Consider the following 17,486-nt stretch of genomic DNA (forward strand, 5'->3'; position numbering starts at 1 on the left):
GACCTACGACGACCTGTAGGAGACAACCCCGCCCGCGGGGTGGACAATGGAGGCCATGAACGCCGACAGCGAGAACCCCCGGAGCGCCGAAGATCTGGAGAGCCTGCGCACGCAGGTCGAGTCGGTCGAGCGCAAGCTCGCCGGAGAGTTCCAGGTCGGCCCGCGCATCCTGGTGGCGGCGATCGCGGTGGTCGCGGTCATCGGCTCGCTCGCCCTCCCGCACACGGGCTCGGTCACCGGCATCGAGATCGTCACCGGCGATCCGCGCATCAACGGCAGCTCACTGGTCATCGTCTCGAAGATCTTCGTCTGGCTCGAGGTGTTGTTCGGCGTCCTCGCCTCCGGTGCGGCGCTGCTGACCCGCCGCTGGGCCCTGTCCGTGATCGCGGGCGCGGGCTGCGGTGTCGCCTTCGTCTTCGGGCTGCTGTCGGTGTGGTCGCGGCAGACGACCGGCCTGCACGGCGAGCCGCCCACGGGTGCCGGGGTCGGCCTCTACCTGGGCTGGCTCGCGATGATCGTGCTGGCGGTCGTGTGGATCAAGACGATCTGGGCGCGCACGCCCTTCCAACTCGCCGCCGAGCAGGACCGCCGCGACGCGGCCTCGCAGTGGGACGATTTCGCGCGGTCCCACCGGATCGGCAACCAGCCGCAGCGCCCGCACCGCCCCACCGACGAGTAGGTCGACGCGGCTACCGGTGCTCGATCGCGCCCTCGGCCGCGTCCGCCCACTCGCGCCACTGCTGCGCCTGCTCGCGCAGCCGCACGGCGTCCTTGGTCTTGCCCGCGGCCTCGGCCTTCTCGGCCTGCTCCTCGAACTGCGCGACGCGGTCGCGGAACTGCGCGGCGCGCGCGGCGGCCTCCGGGTCGGTGCGGCGCCACTGGGTCTCGTCCGCGGCCTTGACCTTCTTCTCCAGCGCGCGGATCCCGGCCTCCAGTGAGCCCATCTGCTCGCGCGGGACCTTGCCGATCGCCTCCCACTTGTCCTGCAGCTCCCGCAGCGCCGTCTTCTGCGCCGCGAGGCTCTGCGCGGAGTCGATGCGCGGGGTGTACTCGTCGAGCAGCGCCTGCTTGGCCCTGCCGTTCTCGGCGAACTCGGCGTCCCGCTCGCCGGCCGCCGCGTTGCGGGCGGCGAAGAACTCGTCCTGGATGCCCTTGAACCGGGCCCACAGCGCGTCATCGGTGTCGCGCGGGGCGCGGCCGGCGGCCTTCCACTTCGCGAGCAGATCCCGGAACTTCGCCGAGGTCTCGCCCCATGAGGTGTCGTCCTTGAGCTTCTCCGCCTCGGCGATCAGCTCCTCCTTGCGCGCCTTCGCGCCGGCGCGCTCGCGGTCGAGTTCGGCGAAGTGCGCGCCGCGGCGCTTGTTGAAGGCATCGCGGGCCTTGGAGTAGCGCTTCCACAGCGCATCGTCGGTCTTGCGGTCGACGCCCTTGATCGTCTTCCACTCGTCGAGCAGCGCGCGCATCCGGTCACCCGCGGTCTTCCACTGGGTCGCCTCTGCCGCGATCTGCTCGGCCTCCGCGGCGAGCGCCTCCTTGCGGGCGATGCCCTCCGAGCGGCTGCGCTCGCGGTCCGCCTGCGCCGTCACGATGGCGGTGTCCGCGCCGGTCAGCAGCGCACCGACACGCGCGGCGAGGGCGTCGAGGTCGCCCACGACCGCCGCGGTGGGCAGCGCGTCCGCGATCTGCTGGGCCGCCGTCCGGACCTTCTTCGGGTCGCTGGTGCCGCTCGCCAGGCGCTCCTCGAGCACCTCGACCTCGGTGGCGAGCTCGTCGTACTTGCGGCCGTAGTGCGCGAGGCCCTCGGCGCCCTCACCGGCCTGCCACGAGCCGACGGCGCGCTCGCCGCCGGAGGTGATGACGTAGACGGTGCCGTCGTCGTCGACCCGGCCGTGCTTGGTCGGATCGGAGGCGGGCCGGGCTCGGGGCGGGGTGTGGGCCGCCGCGGCGGGAGTCTGCGGCCGCGGCACACCGGGCCGGGGGCCGGGATGCGGCTTGGGGCCGGGCCGCGCGCCCGGGACGGGCTTCGGTGCGGCGCCCTCGATCGGCGTGCTCTCGGCGATCGGGTCGTTCTCGGCCACTTCGGTCTCCCCTTCGTCTGCGCCGCGCGTCACGGCTGCCGGTCGTCACGGACCCGCGCAACGGCACGGACCCGGATCCATTCAAGCACTCCGCGGGCTCCCTGGCGCGATCGATTAGCGTTCTTCTCGTGCACCCGTCTCCGTCCGACCACCGGCCCGTCGCCGTGATCCCCGGCGCCCCGCTGCTCGTTCCCGAGCTGGTGGGCGCCCCGGGCGACCCCGACGCCGACCGCGTCCGGGAAGCGGTGCTCGCCGCGGGCACCTGGCTCGGGGCGCGGGCGCGCACCTGGCGTGTCGTCGCGCCCGTCCCGCTGACCAGGCCCGACGGTGCCGCCGCCGGCACCTTCGCCGGTTTCGGAGCGGACGTGATCGTGACGACGGGGCCGGGAGCACCGTCGAACGACCTGCCGCCCAGCGCCGCCTGGCCGGTCCCGCTGCTGGTCGCAGCCTGGGTGCGAGGCGCCGCTGCGCCGTCGGTCCGCCTCGTCGACGGTGACGACGAGGCCGAGGGGCTGCTTTTCGTTCTCGACGGCCCGAACACCCTTACCGCCCGCGCGCCCGGCGGACACCGGCCCGAGGACGTCGCCGTCTTCGACGCCCAGGTCGCCGCCGTCTCCGCGGGCGGTCCGGCGGACGGGCTCGACGACGCCTGGCGCGCGGCCGCCGCGGCCTGCGCGGGCGGCCCCGTCGACGTGCTGTACCGCGACGCCCCGTTCGGCGTCGGGTACCTCGTGGCGACCGCGGGAGCGCCGTGACCGTCCGTCCCATCGCCGTCGTCGGGCCCACCGCGACCGGTAAGTCCGACCTCGCGCTCGATCTCGCCGAGCGGCTCGGTGGCGAGATCGTCAACATCGACGCGATGCAGATGTACCGCGGCATGGACATCGGCACCGCGAAGCTCCCGGTCGCCGAGCGCCGCGGCATCCCGCACCACCAGCTCGACGTCCTCGAGGTCACCGAGACCGCCACCGTCGCCGCCTACCAGGAGCGGGCCCGCGCCGATGTCGAGTCGTTGCTCGCCGCCGGGCGGACCCCGGTCATCGTCGGCGGCTCGATGATGTACTTCCAGGCCCTGCTCGACGAGTGGCGCTTCCCCGCGACCGATCCCGACGTGCGCGCCCGGTTCGAGGAGCGACTCGCCGAGATCGGCCCGCTCGCCCTGCACCGCGAGCTCGCCGCCCTCGACCCCGCGGCCGGCGCGAAGATCCTGACCACCGACGGCCGGCGCATCGTCCGGGCGCTCGAGGTCGTGACGATCACCGGCGAGCCCTTCGCCGCGTCGGCGCCCGGCATCGGCCCGGCGCGCTGGGACACCGCGATCGTCGCCGTCGACCGCGAGACCGCGGAGCTCGACGCCCGGATCGCGCTGCGTACGCGCCTGATGTTCGACTCCGGCCTCGCCGACGAGGTCCGCGCCCTCGAGGCGCGCGGCCTCCGCGAGGGCGTGACCGCCTCGCGCGCGATCGGGTACGCGCAGGTCCTCGCGGCCTTCGACGGGGAGTACGACCTCGAGCAGGCCCGGGAGCTGACCTTCATCGGCACGCGCCGGTACGTCCGGCGGCAGCGCTCCTGGTTCCGGCGCGACCCGCGCGTCGTCTGGCTCGACGGTGCCGCCCCCGGTCTCGTCGGCGCGGCGCTCGCCGCGCACGCCGCCCCGGCGTGGCGCCCGTAGACTGGCCGGTATGAAGGCTCAGGTGACGGCGGTGGACTTCCTCAAGGGCCACGGTACGGAGAACGACTTCGTGATCCTGCCGGATCCGGGCGTCGACCTCGACCTCACGCCGGAGCTGGTGGCCGCGCTGTGCGATCGTCGTGCCGGGATCGGTGCCGACGGGGTGCTCCGCGTCGCTCGCGCGGGGGATCTGCTCGACGCGGGCGTCCTCGACGCGCTGCCCGACGGCGTGCGCCGCGAGGACTGGTTCATGGACTACCGCAACTCGGACGGGTCGATCGCCGAGATGTGCGGTAACGGTGTTCGCGTCTTCGCGCACTTCCTGGCCGCGTCCGCGCTGGTCGCGGGCGAGGAGTTCACGGTCGGCTCCCGCGCCGGCGCCAAGCCCGTCCGGGTGCACCACGCCGATCCCGAGACCGCCGAGGTCTCCGTGTCCATGGGCGTCCCGCGGGTCTTCGGCACCTCGTCCGCGGGCGTCGACGGGCGCGATCTCGCCGGCATCGCGGTCGACGTCGGCAATCCGCACATCGCGTGCGTCGTGCCGGGCCTTACCGCGCAGGATCTCGCCGCGCTCGACGTGGCGAGCGCACCGACCTTCGACCGCGGGCTCTTCCCGCACGGCACGAACGTCGAGGTCCTGACCCCGCTCGTCGACGGTGCGGTGCACATGCGCGTGCACGAGCGCGGCTCCGGCGAGACGCGGTCCTGCGGGACCGGCACCGTCGCCGCCGCGGTCGCCGCGCTGCGCTCCGCCGGCCTGGAGACCGGCACGGTCGACGTGCACGTGCCGGGCGGGGTGGTCACCGTCACCGTCGGCGCCGACGGTGCCGTGCTCCGCGGCCCCAGCCGCATCGTCGCCTCCGGCACCGCGCGCCTCTCCGCGCTCTGAGCGGTTTCGCCACGAGAAAACTCGCGTGACCCGCAGCGCCGCGACGTGCGAGAATGGGTCGCATATGACACAGACAGATACCTGGGAACCGACGGATCCGCATCAGCCGAACGCACCGGGCCCGCTCGCTCCGCTCCCGGCGCCCACCATCGGTGAACTCCAGCTCCAGGAGCGCTCCTCGCTCCGCCGCGTCGTCGGCCTCTCCACCGAACTCGAGGACGTCACCGAGGTCGAGTACCGCCAGCTGCGGCTCGAACAGGTCGTGCTGGTCGGGGTGTGGACCACCGGCTCCGCCGCGCAGGCCGACGCCTCGCTCGCCGAGCTCAAGGCCCTGGCCGAGACGGCCGGTTCGGCGGTGCTCGACGGCGTGATCCAGCGTCGCGACCGGCCGGATCCCGCCACCTACATCGGCTCGGGCAAGGCGCACGAGCTGCGGGAGATCGTCCTGGCGACCGGCGCCGACACCGTGATCTGCGACGGTGAGCTCACCCCCGCCCAGCTGAACGCGCTGGAGAAGGTGGTGAAGGTCAAGGTGATCGACCGCACCGCCCTCATCCTCGACATCTTCGCGCAGCACGCCACCTCCCGCGAGGGCAAGGCGCAGGTCAGCCTCGCGCAGATGGAGTACATGCTGCCCCGGCTGCGCGGCTGGGGCGAGGCCCTCTCGCGGCAGGCCGGCGGTCGCGCCGGCAGCAACGGCGGCGTGGGCCTGCGCGGCCCCGGTGAGACGAAGATCGAGACCGACCGCCGGCGGATCCGTGAGCGGATGGCGAAACTGCGCCGCGAGATCAAGGGCATGAAGCAGGCCCGCGACACCAAGCGCGGCGCGCGCCGCCGATCCGGCGTGCCCGCGGTGGCCATCGCCGGGTACACGAACGCGGGGAAGTCGAGCCTGCTCAACGCGCTCACCGACGCCGGTGTGCTGGTGCAGAACGCGCTCTTCGCCACGCTCGATCCGACCACCCGGCAGGGCACCCTGACCGACGGTCGCGACGTGGTTCTCACCGACACCGTCGGTTTCGTGCGGCACCTGCCCACCCAGCTCGTCGAGGCCTTCCGGTCGACGCTGGAGGAGGTCGTCGACGCGGATCTCCTGCTGCACGTCGTGGACGGCAGCGACGTGATGCCGCAGCGCCAGATCGACGCGGTGCGCGAGGTGCTCCGCGAGGTCGCGGGGGAGCGGGAGGCGTCCCTGCCGCGGGAGCTGCTGGTGGTCAACAAGATCGACGCCGCCGACCCGGTGGTCCTCGCCCAGCTGCGGGTCGCGCTGCCGGAGGCGGTCTTCGTCTCGGCGCACTCCGGCGAGGGCGTCGACGAGCTGCTCGAGCGGATGACGCAGCTGATCACCGTCGGAGACCTCGAGGTCACGGCGCTCCTGCCGTACGACCGAGGCGACCTGGTCGCCCGGATCCACGCCGAGGGCACGATCCTGGACGCCGACCACGTGGCCGAGGGGACGAGGATCACCGCGCGCGTGCCGGGGGCGCTGGCGGGGCTGCTGGCGCAGTACGGGGTCTAGGAGCGCACAATCGTCGCATGAGTGCACCGGTGACCACGCCCCTCCTGTCCGTGGTGGCGCGCGCGGCGCTCGCGCTGCTCCTCGGGCTCGTCGTGGGCGGCCTCGTCGGCGCGTTCGTGGACGGCACCCTCGGCGTCCTCGTCGGGATCGGCGCTGCTGCGGCGGCCTTCGTCGCGATGGGATGGGCGATCCTGTGGCCCCTCGATGCCGCGTCGACCCGGGCCACGGTGCAGCGGGAGAACTTCCGCCCGCGCGTCGCGGAGGTCGTGGTCGCGGTGATCGCGCTGAGCGGCCTGGTCGCGATCGTGGCGCTGCTCATCACGGGCAAGTCGGGGCATCGGGACGCCGGCGCGGCGGCCGCGCTGTTCGCGGCGTTCGCGGTGTGGGCCGCCCTGCACCTGACCTATTCGACGCAGTACGCGGCCCAGTACTACGGCGACCCCGGTGACGAGGCGGGCGGGATCGACTGGAACGGTCCGGCGGCACCCACGTACCGGGACTTCTTCTACTTCAGCTACAACCTGGGGATGACCTACCAGGTGTCGGACACCTCGGTCTCCTCGCCGGCGATCCGCAGCGTGGTACTGCGGCACTGCCTGCTCTCGTACGTCTTCGGGACGCTCATTCTCGCGACCGCGATCAACCTGGTCGTGGGCATCGTCTCCGGTTAGCCCGAGCCGGTCGCGCCGTCGAGGAGCAGTTCCACGAGCGCGGCGGCCTTGTCGGGCTGGGGCGGGGTGCCGATGATCATGTCGGACCACAGGAAGGACTCGGCGAGCCGCACGATCGCGTACGCGAGGTCCGCACGCGTGACGCCGTGGGCACCGTCGGGCGGGGGAACGGCGAGGTCACCGAGCCAGCCCTGCACCCACGTGACGAGCCGGGCCTGGACGACGCTGCCGCCGGACTGCAGCACTCGCATGGCGAACTCCGGTTCGTCGGCGGCGAACGCGGCGAGCGGCGGATACTCCCGGACCTCGTGCGCCAGGCGGGTGAAGGACCGCAGGAAGGCGGCGCGATCGCGACTCGGCTCGTCGGCCTCGACCCGGGTGATCGCCTGCGCGATGCCGAGCCAGATGGCCTCTCCGACCACCTGTTCCCGCCCGTCGAACCACCGGTAGAGCGTGGCCCTGCCGACGCCGCTCGCCTTCGCCAGCTGTCCCAGATCGATCCGCCGCCCCGCGCGGAACCAGTGCGCGGCGCGGCGGATCACCTCGATCTGCTTGTCGCCGTGCTCCGGATGAGACATACTCGTATTTTGTCTCGCCAGTGCGAGGGTGTCAACGAGCGGAGGACCCGGATGGACGTGACGTTCACAGCGGCGGAGGAGGCGTTCCGCGAGGAGGTGCGGCAGTTCCTGGACACGCACCTCACCGACGATCTGCGCGCCGCCGGCGACCTCGCCACCAGTGTCTACTCCGAGCACGAGGCGAGCCTGGCCTGGCAGGCGATCCTGCACGAGCGCGGCTGGGCGGCGCCCGCGTGGCCCGTGGAATGGGGCGGCTGCGACTGGACAGTCGCGCAGCACTACATCTTCGCTCGGGAGTCCGTGCTGGCCGGCGCACCGTTCCTCTCGCCGATGGGGATCCGGATGGTGGCGCACGCGATCATCCGGTTCGGGACGGAGGAGCAGAAGCGGTTCTTCCTGCCCGGCATCCTCGACGCCTCGGTCTTCTTCTGTCAGGGCTACTCCGAGCCCGAGTCGGGATCGGACCTGGCGTCGCTGTCGATGCGTGCCGAGTCCGACGGGGACGATCTGGTCCTGACCGGTTCGAAGATCTGGACCACCCACGCGCGGGAGGCGAACTGGATGTTCGCCCTGGTCCGCACGTCGAAGCAGGAGCGCAAGCAGCAGGGCATCACCTTCCTGCTGGTGGACATGACGGCGCCCGGCATCGAGATCCAGCCGCTGGTCATGGCCTCCGGCGAGGAGGTGCAGAACGTCGTCTTCTTCGACCACGTGCGGGTGCCGAAGGCCAACGTGCTCGGCAGGATCGACGACGGCTGGACCGTCGCGAAGTACCTCCTCGAGTTCGAGCGCGGCGGCGGCGCATCGGCGCCGTGGCTGCAGGTGTCGCTCGACCGTCTCGCCGAACGGGCGGCGACGGTGCCGGGCCGGGCGGGCCGCCCCCTGTCCGAGGACGACGACTTCCGGCTGCGGCTGGCCGAGCTGCAGGCGCGCGTGGACGTGCTGGAGATCCTCGAGCACCGCTCGCTCGCCGTGCTCGCCGCCGGGGGCAATCCCGGGCCGGCGGCATCGATGCTCAAGATCCTGGGAACCGAACTGAGCCAGGCGGTCACGGAGTTCATCCACCTCAGCGCGGGCCCGCGCGGCCGGGTCTACCAGCCGCACGTCACCCGCCCGGGCGGACCCGTGGTCGACTACCTCCCGCCGGCCGACGGCGCGCACAGCGGTGACCCGTGGCAGGCCGTGGCGCCGCTGCGCTATTTCAACGATCGTGCGGGCTCGATCTACGCGGGCTCCAACGAGATCCAACGGAACATCCTGGCGAAAGCGGTATTGGGGCTGTAGATGGACTTCACACTCACCGACGAACAGACGATGCTGCGCGACGCCGTGCGGTCCTACCTCGCCGGACGCTATCCGCTGGCGCCGTCGCGGAGCGCCGCGCGCTCGGCGGAGCGCTGGCAGCCGTCCGTCTGGGAGGCCTTCGCCTCCGAGCTGGGCATTCTCGCCGCGCTGGTGCCCGAATCACTGGGCGGGCTGGGCGGCGGGCCCGAGGAGATGATGGTGATCGCCGAGGCGCTCGGCGGAGCGCTCGTGGTCGAGCCGTACATCGGCACCGCCGTCGTGGGTGCCGCCCTGCTCCGCGAATCGGGCGGCCCGGTCGCCGACGGGCTGCTGGCGTCCATCGCCGAGGGCGGCGCGCGGATCGCCTTCGCCCTGACCGAACCCGAGTCGGGACGCGAGAGCTGGGACGTCCGGATGCGGGCGCTATCCGACGGTGACGGCTACCTCCTGTCCGGGGCGAAGATCGTGGTCGCCGACCTGCCCCTGGCGACGCACCTGATCGTGGCCGCACGCACCGGCGGCGACCGACTCGATCGCGACGGCCTCTCACTCTTCCTCATCGAGTTCGACCCGCAGTCCCCGCCCGCCGGGATGAGCGCGCACTACTTCCGCACGATCGACGATCACCACACCGGCGACCTGGTGCTGCGCGACGTCCGGGTGCCGGCCGCCGCGCTGCTCGGCGCCGAGGGCGGAGCGTGGGAGGTGATCGAACGCGCCCTCGACGACGGTGCCGCCGCCGTGTGCAGCGAGGCGGTCGGGATCATGCGGCGTGTGGTAGCTGAGACCGTCGAGTACGCCAAACAACGCCGGCAGTTCGGTGTGCCGATCGGTTCGTTCCAGGCGCTGCAGCACCGCATGGTGGACATGTCGCTCGAACTCGAACAGGCCGTGGCGGCGACCTATCTCGCGATCCTCCACCTGGACGCCGATCCGCAGGTACGGCGGAGGGCCGTCTCCGCGGCGAAGATCACGATCGCGCGGGCGGCGCGATTCGTGGGCCAGAACGCCGTGCAACTGCACGGTGGTATGGGCATGACGGAGGAACTCGCGATCGGTCACTGCTTCAAGCGGCTCACCGCGATCGAGACCGAGTTCGGTTCCGCGACGGACCACCTGCGCAGATACGCGGACGTCAGATCCGGCGCATGACCGTCACGACCTTGCCGAGGATCACCGCGTCGTTGCCGTGGATCGGGTCGAACGCCGGGTTGTGCGGCATCAGCCAGATGTCGCGCCCGGTGCGGCGGAAGGTCTTGACCGTGGCCTCGCCGTCGAGCATCGCGGCAACGATGTCGCCGTTCTCCGCCACGGACTGCTGCCGTACGACCACCCAGTCACCGTCACAGATCGCGGCATCGGTCATCGACTCGCCCACCACCTTGAGCAGGAAGAGCGAGCCCTCGCCCACGAGCTCGCGGGGGAGGGGGAAGATCTCCTCGACCGCCTCCTCGGCGAGGATCGGCCCGCCGGCGGCGATCCGCCCGAGGACCGGGACGAAGGCGGGTTCCGGCATCCGGTCCTCGTCCTCCATGACCTTCTGAATGACCTGAGCGGTGCGCTCCTCGGCGCCCTGGACGTTCACGGCGCGGGGGCGGTTCGGGTCGCGGTGCAGAAAGCCGAGGCGCTCCAGCGTGCGGAGCTGATGGGCGACCGACGACGTGGACGTGAGCCCCACCTCGTCACCGATCTCGCGGATGCTGGGCGGGTACCCGCGCTCGCGCACGGAACGGCGGATCACTTCGAGGACCTGCTTCTGGCGGCGGGTGAGGTGATCCTCGGAGACGTTGCCCTGCGCATCGCGGAAGCGCTTGTCCCGGTGCTGAACCTGTCGTTCTTCTGTCATGTGTCGCTCCTCACGCCCGTTCTGTTCCGCCTCCACTCTAGTCCAGCTCGGACGTGCTGACAAACATCTGTTCGAGAAATTTCTCCGCGTGTCTTCCGCTCGCCACGGGGGTGTGGTAGAAATCGAACAGAAGTTCTCTCGAACACCTGCACGCACTCCGGTGTGACTGGTGGGGCTGGATGGAAAAACTTGTCAGTCCCCTCCGATAGACCTGTGGTGAGCGAGAAGGAACCGCTACCGATGTCAGGAGAGACCATGACCGCGATCATCGATCGAGACGTCATCACCGCAGCACAGAACGATGGCGCCCCGGCGCCGGCACTCGTGCGGCACGGCTCCGCCGCTGCTGATCGTCGCGGCGCCACCCGTGCTCGCGGGGTCTCGCCCCGGCTCGCGCGCAGCCGTTCGTCGGAGTCCTCGGCCCTTTCGATCACCCCGTCGAACGGGAGTGCCGAGGGGCTTGTTCGAACGGTGCCGGCGGCCGTCCGGGTGACGGGCGCGCGCGGATCCGCTCGGCGCACCGTCGAACGTCCGGGCGTGCGTTCGGCGGCTCGGCGCGCACCGCTCGGCGCCTCGCGGGTCGGGGGCTGCGCCCGCCGCACCCCGGGTCCGTCGATCGCCGCGTGCGTGCTGTTCGCCGCCGGGGTCTTCGCCGCGCTGCTGGTGCTCTTCGGCGGGGCTCCGCAGGCGGAGCCGGCACCGGCGGGCGCCGCGCAGCCCGCGCTGACGTCGGTCGTCACGGTGCGCTCCGGCCAGAGCCTCGAGCAGATCGCCCGCGAGATCGCCCCCGGGCGGGCGCCCGCCGCGGTGATCGCCGAGATCAGCGAGATCAACGGCCTGCAGGACGGCCGTGTCCACCCGGGCCAGACCCTGGTCACGCCGCGGTACTGACCGATCATCAGCGAAGGAGATGCGACGATGACCACCCTCATCTCGATAGTGGATTCCCGGCAGCGCGGGCGCTCGGCCCACCTCGGCAACGTGCTGCCGTTCCCGTCCCGCGTATCCTCAAGGGCGAGATCGCGGGGCGCGGCGGTGGCAGGGGCCACCGTGCTGCAGCTGCCCCGCCGGACGTCCGAGCGCAGCCGCGCGGGAGGTGGACCCATGTACTGCCCGTTCTGCAAGAACGAGGACACGCGTGTGGTCGATTCACGTGTCTTCGACGACGGCCAGGGCATCCGCCGGCGCCGCTCCTGCAATGCGTGCGGTCGCCGCTTCACCACCGTCGAGAGCGCCGTCATGGCCGTCGTCAAGCGCAACGGCGTCACCGAGCCCTTCAGCCGGGAGAAGGTGGTCAAGGGCGTGCGCCGCGCGTGCCAGGGTCGCGATGTGGCCGAGGACGATCTGCACAAGCTCGCGCAGCAGGTCGAGGAGGCCATCCGGGCCACCGGCGTGGCCGAGGTCCCGGCCAACGAGGTCGGTCTCGCGATCCTCGGCCCGCTCCGGGATCTCGACGAGGTCGCCTACCTGCGCTTCGCCTCGGTGTACCAGGGCTTCTCGTCCATCGAGGACTTCGAGGCCGCGATCCGCGATCTGCGTGCCCGCGCCGCCGCGGCGGACCCCACCGACGCGGCGTAGCTGGCACTGTTCCTCGGCCGAGGGCCCTCAGCCGAGGGCGGCGATCGCGCCCAGCACCTTCTTCTCGGAGACGGAGCCGACCGTCCCCAGTGACTGCGCGAACAGGCTCACGCGGAGTTCCTCGATGAGCCAGTGCACCTGCTCCAGCGCGGCGTCCCGGCGGTGTTCGGGGAGGGTGTCCAGCTTCGAGGTGAGGGCGGCGTAGACCCGGTCGAGCGTCGCCATCCCGCGATCGTCCCGGTCGATCGAGCCGGGCAGCGCCGCCCACCGTGCCGCCGCTGCGGCGGCGTACCTCGGGAGGTGCTGCAGATGCACGCCGGGCGTCGCGGCGACGAAACCCGGGAACAGGAGGGCGTCCAGCTGCTCCGCGATGTCCTCCGCCGCGTCTCGCATCGCAGGCGGCGCCGAGGCGATCGCGCCGCGGACCTCCGTCACGGTGGCCACGGCGGTCGCCACGTGCGCGAAGTCCTGCTGCAGCTCGGCGCCGAGCCCCGCCCGCACCGTCGCGGCGAGGGCGGCGAACTCGTCCGGAGTCCACGCCAGGCCCGCGCGGGCGCGCAGATCGGTGATCGCGCGGCGCCGGCAGTCGGCCAGGAGGTCCATCGGCGTCGCGTAGGGGCTCTGCGAGAGCGCGAGCCGCTCCCGCTGTCCGACGGACTGGAGGACCGATTTGTGCGCCGCCGGAAGGACGTTCGCCAGCAGCACGTCCAACGCGGCGCCCATGAGCGCCCGCTGCTCCGCCTCGGCGGCCACCACCTTCACGCCGGCCCGGTCACCGTCGGGATAGAGCGTGCCGAATCCGGTGACCCGGCTGCCCCGCACCTCGGTGTCGACGGTGCGCGGCACATCGCCGAGTGTCTCCGCCGTCCACTGCTTCGCCGGCGCCCGTTCGTAGGCGCCGGCCCGCGAGGAGAGGTCCCGCTGCACGGCCGCGCCGAGCTTGCGCTTGAGCGCGTCCAGGTCCTTGCCGGAGCCGAGGACCCGCCCGTCGTCGCCGATCACCGTGAATGTCACGCGCAGGTGATCCGGGACGGCGGCGGGGGAGAAGTCGCCCCCACGGATCACCGTGCCGGACAGCTGCGTGAGCTCGCGCGCCAATCCCTCGGTGAGCGGCTCGGCGCGAGGCGTCAGCCGCGCGAGCGCGGCCGCGGCGAAGTCCGGCGCGGGCACGACCTCGCGGCGCAGCTGCTTGGGCAGCGACTTGATGAGCGCGACCGCCAGTTCCTCCCGCATGGCGGGGACGAGCCACTCGAAGCCGTCCGCGCGCACCGTCGCGAGGTCCTTCACCGGGATCCGCGCGGTCACGCCGTCGTCCGCCGCGCCCGGCTCGAACCGGTACTTCAGCGGCATCTCGATGCGGCCCTGCAACCACGTCGTCGGATAGGCCTCGGCCGTCACCTCGGCGGCACCGTCGGAGAGTAGATCGTCCTCGGTGAAGTCGAGGAGGGCGGGATCGGTGCGCGAGGCCTTTTTCCACCAGGAGTCGAAGTGCCGCGCCGAGACGATGCCCTCCGGCACCCGGCGGTCGTAGAAGTCGAACAGGCCGTCCTCGTCGACGACGATGTCGCGGCGGCGCGCCTTGTCCTCGAGGTACTCCGCGTCGTCGAGGAGTGCCCGGTTGCGGGCGAAGAAGGGATGCCGCGTGCGCCATTCGCCCTGCACGAGCGCGTGCCGGATGAACAGCTCCCGGGCGACGACGGGATCGATCCGCCCGTAGTTCACCGTGCGATCGGCGACCAGCGGCACACCGAAGAGCGTCACCCGCTCCTTCGCCAGCACGGCCTCCCGTTTGGTGGACCAGTGCGGCTCGGAGTAGTGGTGCTTCGCGAGCGGCCCCGCCAGCTTCTCCGCCCACTCCGGCTCGATCTTCGCGACGGTCCGCGCGAACAGCCGCGAGGTCTCCACGAGCTCGCCGGCCATGACGAACCGCGGCGGCTTCTTCGCCAGCGCCGAGCCGGGGAAGACGAGGAACTTCGCATTGCGGGCGCCCAGGAACTCCCTGCCGTCCGGCTCGCGCAGCCCGATCTGGGAGAGCAGCCCGGCCAGCATCGCCTGGTGGATCTTCTCGGGCGACGGTGCGGGCTCCCGGCCCAGCGATTCGACCTTCCAGCCCAGGTCCCGGCAGATCTGCCGGAGCTGCCCCTGCAGGTCCTGCCATTCGCGGATCCGCACGTAGTGCAGGAACTCCCGCTGGCACTCGCGGCGGAAGGCGCTCGAGCTGAGCTCGGCCCGGCGGTCGCCGAGGTGGCGCCACAGGTTGAGGTAGGAGAGGAAGTCCGAGGTGGGGTCGGCGAACCGGGCGTGCATCTGATCGGCGGCCTGACGGTGCTCGGCCGGCCGCTCGCGCACGTCCTGGATCGACAGGCCCGCGACGATGACGAGGACCTCGGGCAGCACGCCGAATTCGCGGGCCGCGACCAGCATCCGCGCCATTCTGGGGTCCACGGGAAGGTCCGCGAGCTGGCGGCCGACGGCGGTGAGCCGTTTGTGGCCCTCCTTGGCGTCTTCGAGAGCACCGAGTTCCTCGAGCAGGGCGGTGCCGTCGCGGACGGCGCGCTCGTCGGGAGGCTGCACGAACGGGAAGGCGGAGACCTCGCCGAGTTCGAGGGCCGTCATGGACAGGATGACCGAGGCCAGGTTGGTGCGCAGGATCTCGGGATCGGTGTAGACGGGCCGCGCGTCGAAGTCGTCCTCGGAGTAGAGGCGGATCGCGATGCCGTCGGAGGTGCGGCCGCAGCGCCCGGACCGCTGCTGTGCCGACGCCTGCGAGATCGGCTCGATCGGCAGTCGCTGCACCTTCGTGCGCAGCGAGTACCTGGAGATGCGTGCGGTGCCCGTGTCCACGACGTACTTGATGCCCGGCACCGTGAGTGAGGTCTCCGCGACGTTGGTGGACAGGACGATCCGGCGCCCCGTATGCGGTGCGAAGACGCGGTGCTGCTCGGCGGAGGACAAGCGGGCGTAGAGCGGCAGGATCTCCGTTCCGGGCTTGACGTGCGCGGCCAGTGCCTCGGCGGCGTCGCGGATCTCGCGCTCGCCGGAGAGGAAGACCAGCACGTCGCCGGGGGCCTCCCGGGAGAGCTCGTCGACCGCATGCACGATGCCGGTCACCTGGTCGAGCGGCTCGGTGTCGTCGGTCATCTCGTCGAGCGGCCGGTACCGGATCTCCACCGGGTAGGTGCGGCCGCTGACCTCGATGACGGGGGCGGGGGCACCGTCGGGCTTCGCGAAGTGGGCCGCGAACCGCTCCGGCTCGATGGTCGCCGAGGTGACGATCACCTTGAGATCGGGCCGGCGGGGGAGGATCTGCCGCAGGTAGCCGAGGAGGAAGTCGATGTTGAGGCTGCGCTCGTGCGCCTCGTCGATGATGATCGTGTCGTAGTCGCGCAGCAGCCGGTCGCGCGTGAGTTCGCGGAGCAGGATGCCGTCGGTCATGAGCTTGACCGAGGTCTTCGGCGAGACCCTGTCGGTGAACCGGACCGCGTACCCGACGGCCTCGCCCAGCTCCGTCTTCGTCTCCTCGGCGATGCGTTCGGCGACGCTGCGCGCGGCGAGCCGCCGGGGCTGGGTGTGGCCGATCATCCCGCGTACGCCACGGCCGAGTTCGAGGCAGATCTTGGGCAGCTGGGTGGTCTTCCCCGAGCCGGTCTCGCCGGCCAGGATGATCACCTGGTTCTCGGCGATGGCCTTGGCGATCTCCTCGCGCCGTGCGCTGACGGGCAGGTTCTCGGGGTAGACGATCGCCGGCACGGCGTCGCGGCGCTCGGCGAAGCGTCCCCGCGCGGTCTCGATCTCGCGGGCCAGCTTCGGCAGGTCGGACGGCTTTGCGCGCCCCAGTCGGGCACGCAGGCGCGTCTCGTCCCGGAGGGTGAGCGCGGGGTCGGCGTCCGTGCCGAGCGCGGCGTACAGATCGCGCTTCGTGGAAGGGAGGAGCTGTCCGTCGTCTGCGTCCCTTCGTACGGCGCGCGCCTGCTGCTCAGTCATTTGCTCTATTTTATGCCTATGAGCGGACAGGGACCCACGACCTCATCGGCACTCTGGCACGGCTTCGCCGACATGGGCGCCGTGCAGCGCGACGGCGCCTTCGTCTTCGCCCGCGGCGAGGGCGCGTACGTCTTCGACACCGACGGCAACCGGTACCTGGATGCGACCGCCGGACTGTGGTTCGCCAACGTCGGCCACGGCCGGGCGGAGGTCGCTGACGCGGTGCGCGACCAGCTGCTCCAGGTGGCGCACGTCACCGGCTTCGGCGATGCCGCGACCGACACGACGGTGGCGCTGGCGAACCGCCTGCAGTCGATCGCCCCCGTGCCGGACAGCAAGATCTTCTTCACCTCCGGCGGCTCCGACTCGGTCGACTCCGCGATCAAACTCGCCCGCCGGTACTGGCAGGAGAAGGGGCGACCGGGGAAGAAGCTGATCGTCGGGCGGTCCAACGCCTACCACGGCATGCACGTGGGCGGCACCTCGCTCGGCGGCATCCCGGTGAACGCCGAAGGCTACGGCGGGGTGCTCTTCGACGACACGGCGACCATCGCCTGGGACGACGCGAAGGAACTACTGGGCCTCATCGAGCGCGTCGGCGCGGACTCGATCGCCGCGTTCGTCGCCGAACCCGTGATCGGTGCCGGCGGCATCCTGCCTCCGCCCGAGGGATATCTGCGCGAGGTGCGCGAGATCTGCCGCGAGCACGACGTCCTGTTCATCGCCGACGAGGTGATCACCGGCTTCGGGCGGATCGGCGGCGCATGGTTCGCGTCCAGCCGGTTCGATCTGCAGCCCGACCTGATGACCACGGCGAAGGGGCTCACCAGCGGCTACGTCCCGATGGGGGCGCTCTTCGTCGCCCCGCAAGTCGCTGAGCCCTTCTACGCCGGCGGCGTCTGGTGGCGCCACGGCTACACCTACGGCGGCCACGCTGCGGCCGCGGCGGCGTCGATGGCGGTTCTCGACATCATGGAGCGGGAGAACCTCGTGGTCGAGGCGTTGCGTCTCGAAGGAACGCTCCTGCGCGAGCTGTCCGCGCTCGGCGATCATCCGAAGGTCAAGGAGGTGCGCGGCGGCGTCGGCGCGGTCGCCGGCGTGCAGTTGCACGAGCCCGCGGAGGCCATGGCGATGGTGAAGAAGCTCCGGGCGCAGGGCGTCTCGGGGCGCGCCGCCGGCCTCGGCACGCTGCAGTACTCCCCGGCGCTGGTCGCGACCGACGATCAGATCGCCGAGATCGCGGCGGCGACGCGACGGGCCCTCGACGCCTGACGGCGCGGCGCGGCACCGCCGCCGCGCCGGGCCCGGGCGGGCCGGGGGCGGGGCCCGGCACCGTCGGGCCTGCCGGGTTGCACGGGGTTGCACGGCGATTGTGAACGATTCGTAC

General features: G+C 71.9%; 15 protein-coding genes. 11 read left to right on the top strand and 4 right to left on the bottom strand.

Going from position 1 to position 17,486, the window contains the following annotated elements:
* Positions 1-55: 55 nt before the first annotated feature.
* Positions 56-679 (top strand): Rv2732c family membrane protein, encoded by a 624-nt coding sequence (locus tag AC21LY_RS17995; RefSeq protein WP_489047930.1) that lies wholly within the window; start codon positions 56-58, stop codon positions 677-679.
* A 10-nt stretch (positions 680-689) separates the two neighbouring features.
* On the opposite strand, the gene AC21LY_RS18000 is transcribed toward AC21LY_RS17995, so the two are convergent.
* Positions 690-2,078 carry a DUF349 domain-containing protein gene (locus tag AC21LY_RS18000; protein ID WP_489047931.1) on the bottom strand — a complete coding sequence of 463 codons (1,389 nt, stop codon included), beginning with the start codon at positions 2,076-2,078 and terminating at the stop codon, positions 690-692.
* Between the two features lie 128 nt (positions 2,079-2,206).
* Between AC21LY_RS18000 and AC21LY_RS18005 the strand changes: the two genes are divergently transcribed.
* The 5 genes from AC21LY_RS18005 (at position 2,207) to AC21LY_RS18025 (ending at position 6,829) form a co-directional block, all read left to right on the top strand.
* Positions 2,207-2,833 carry a class III extradiol ring-cleavage dioxygenase family protein gene (locus AC21LY_RS18005; protein ID WP_489047932.1) on the top strand — a complete coding sequence of 209 codons (627 nt, stop codon included), beginning with the start codon at positions 2,207-2,209 and terminating at the stop codon, positions 2,831-2,833.
* Positions 2,830-3,750: a tRNA (adenosine(37)-N6)-dimethylallyltransferase MiaA gene (gene miaA / locus AC21LY_RS18010; protein WP_489047933.1), complete on the top strand. Its 921-nt coding sequence runs from the start codon at positions 2,830-2,832 to the stop codon at positions 3,748-3,750. Before AC21LY_RS18005 ends, miaA begins: the two co-directional genes overlap by 4 nt.
* Positions 3,751-3,781: 31 nt before the next feature.
* Positions 3,782-4,639, top strand: coding sequence for a diaminopimelate epimerase (dapF, locus tag AC21LY_RS18015; protein WP_489048042.1), 858 nt, complete (start codon positions 3,782-3,784; stop codon positions 4,637-4,639).
* A 64-nt stretch (positions 4,640-4,703) separates the two neighbouring features.
* Positions 4,704-6,158 (top strand): GTPase HflX, encoded by a 1,455-nt coding sequence (gene hflX / locus AC21LY_RS18020; RefSeq protein WP_489047934.1) that lies wholly within the window; start codon positions 4,704-4,706, stop codon positions 6,156-6,158.
* A gap of 17 nt (positions 6,159-6,175) precedes the next feature.
* Positions 6,176-6,829, top strand: coding sequence for a DUF1345 domain-containing protein (locus AC21LY_RS18025; RefSeq protein WP_489047935.1), 654 nt, complete (start codon positions 6,176-6,178; stop codon positions 6,827-6,829).
* Here AC21LY_RS18025 and AC21LY_RS18030 read toward each other — a convergent pair.
* Positions 6,826-7,407 carry a TetR/AcrR family transcriptional regulator gene (locus AC21LY_RS18030; protein WP_489047936.1) on the bottom strand — a complete coding sequence of 194 codons (582 nt, stop codon included), beginning with the start codon at positions 7,405-7,407 and terminating at the stop codon, positions 6,826-6,828. The genes AC21LY_RS18025 and AC21LY_RS18030 overlap by 4 nt on opposite strands.
* Before the next feature lie 51 nt (positions 7,408-7,458).
* On the opposite strand from AC21LY_RS18030, the gene AC21LY_RS18035 reads away from it, so the two are divergent.
* Positions 7,459-8,691 (top strand): acyl-CoA dehydrogenase family protein, encoded by a 1,233-nt coding sequence (locus AC21LY_RS18035; RefSeq protein WP_489047937.1) that lies wholly within the window; start codon positions 7,459-7,461, stop codon positions 8,689-8,691.
* A complete protein-coding gene (locus tag AC21LY_RS18040; protein WP_489047938.1) occupies positions 8,692-9,843 on the top strand; it encodes an acyl-CoA dehydrogenase family protein in 1,152 nt (383 codons plus the stop codon).
* Here AC21LY_RS18040 and lexA read toward each other — a convergent pair.
* Positions 9,827-10,537, bottom strand: a complete 711-nt coding sequence (gene lexA, locus AC21LY_RS18045; protein ID WP_489047939.1) for a transcriptional repressor LexA — start codon at positions 10,535-10,537, stop codon at positions 9,827-9,829. The genes AC21LY_RS18040 and lexA overlap by 17 nt on opposite strands.
* 255 nt (positions 10,538-10,792) lie before the next feature.
* Here lexA and AC21LY_RS18050 point away from each other — a divergent pair, with 255 nt between their 5' ends.
* Positions 10,793-11,428 carry a LysM peptidoglycan-binding domain-containing protein gene (locus AC21LY_RS18050; protein WP_489047940.1) on the top strand — a complete coding sequence of 212 codons (636 nt, stop codon included), beginning with the start codon at positions 10,793-10,795 and terminating at the stop codon, positions 11,426-11,428.
* Positions 11,429-11,641: 213 nt separating this feature from the next.
* Positions 11,642-12,115, top strand: a complete 474-nt coding sequence (gene nrdR / locus AC21LY_RS18055; protein WP_489048043.1) for a transcriptional regulator NrdR — start codon at positions 11,642-11,644, stop codon at positions 12,113-12,115.
* Positions 12,116-12,142: 27 nt separating this feature from the next.
* On the opposite strand, the gene hrpA is transcribed toward nrdR, so the two are convergent.
* Positions 12,143-16,099, bottom strand: coding sequence for an ATP-dependent RNA helicase HrpA (hrpA, locus tag AC21LY_RS18060; RefSeq protein WP_489047941.1), 3,957 nt, complete (start codon positions 16,097-16,099; stop codon positions 12,143-12,145).
* Between the two features lie 18 nt (positions 16,100-16,117).
* Here hrpA and AC21LY_RS18065 point away from each other — a divergent pair, with 18 nt between their 5' ends.
* Positions 16,118-17,371: an aminotransferase family protein gene (locus AC21LY_RS18065; RefSeq protein WP_489047942.1), complete on the top strand. Its 1,254-nt coding sequence runs from the start codon at positions 16,118-16,120 to the stop codon at positions 17,369-17,371.
* The last annotated feature ends 115 nt before the right edge of the window (positions 17,372-17,486 follow it).

It is taken from the genome of Tsukamurella sp. II2bb, assembly GCF_057815145.1.

Coding starts and splice junctions, on each gene's coding strand:
- AC21LY_RS18035 (WP_489047937.1), top strand. CDS start 7,459: ATGGACGTGACGTTCACAGCGGCGGAGGAGGCGTTCCGCGAGGAGGTG.
- AC21LY_RS18050 (WP_489047940.1), top strand. CDS start 10,793: ATGACCGCGATCATCGATCGAGACGTCATCACCGCAGCACAGAACGAT.
- AC21LY_RS18025 (WP_489047935.1), top strand. CDS start 6,176: ATGAGTGCACCGGTGACCACGCCCCTCCTGTCCGTGGTGGCGCGCGCG.
- hflX (WP_489047934.1), top strand. CDS start 4,704: ATGACACAGACAGATACCTGGGAACCGACGGATCCGCATCAGCCGAAC.
- AC21LY_RS18030 (WP_489047936.1), bottom strand. CDS start 7,407: ATGTCTCATCCGGAGCACGGCGACAAGCAGATCGAGGTGATCCGCCGC.
- AC21LY_RS17995 (WP_489047930.1), top strand. CDS start 56: ATGAACGCCGACAGCGAGAACCCCCGGAGCGCCGAAGATCTGGAGAGC.
- lexA (WP_489047939.1), bottom strand. CDS start 10,537: ATGACAGAAGAACGACAGGTTCAGCACCGGGACAAGCGCTTCCGCGAT.
- AC21LY_RS18065 (WP_489047942.1), top strand. CDS start 16,118: ATGAGCGGACAGGGACCCACGACCTCATCGGCACTCTGGCACGGCTTC.
- nrdR (WP_489048043.1), top strand. CDS start 11,642: ATGTACTGCCCGTTCTGCAAGAACGAGGACACGCGTGTGGTCGATTCA.
- AC21LY_RS18040 (WP_489047938.1), top strand. CDS start 8,692: ATGGACTTCACACTCACCGACGAACAGACGATGCTGCGCGACGCCGTG.
- hrpA (WP_489047941.1), bottom strand. CDS start 16,099: ATGACTGAGCAGCAGGCGCGCGCCGTACGAAGGGACGCAGACGACGGA.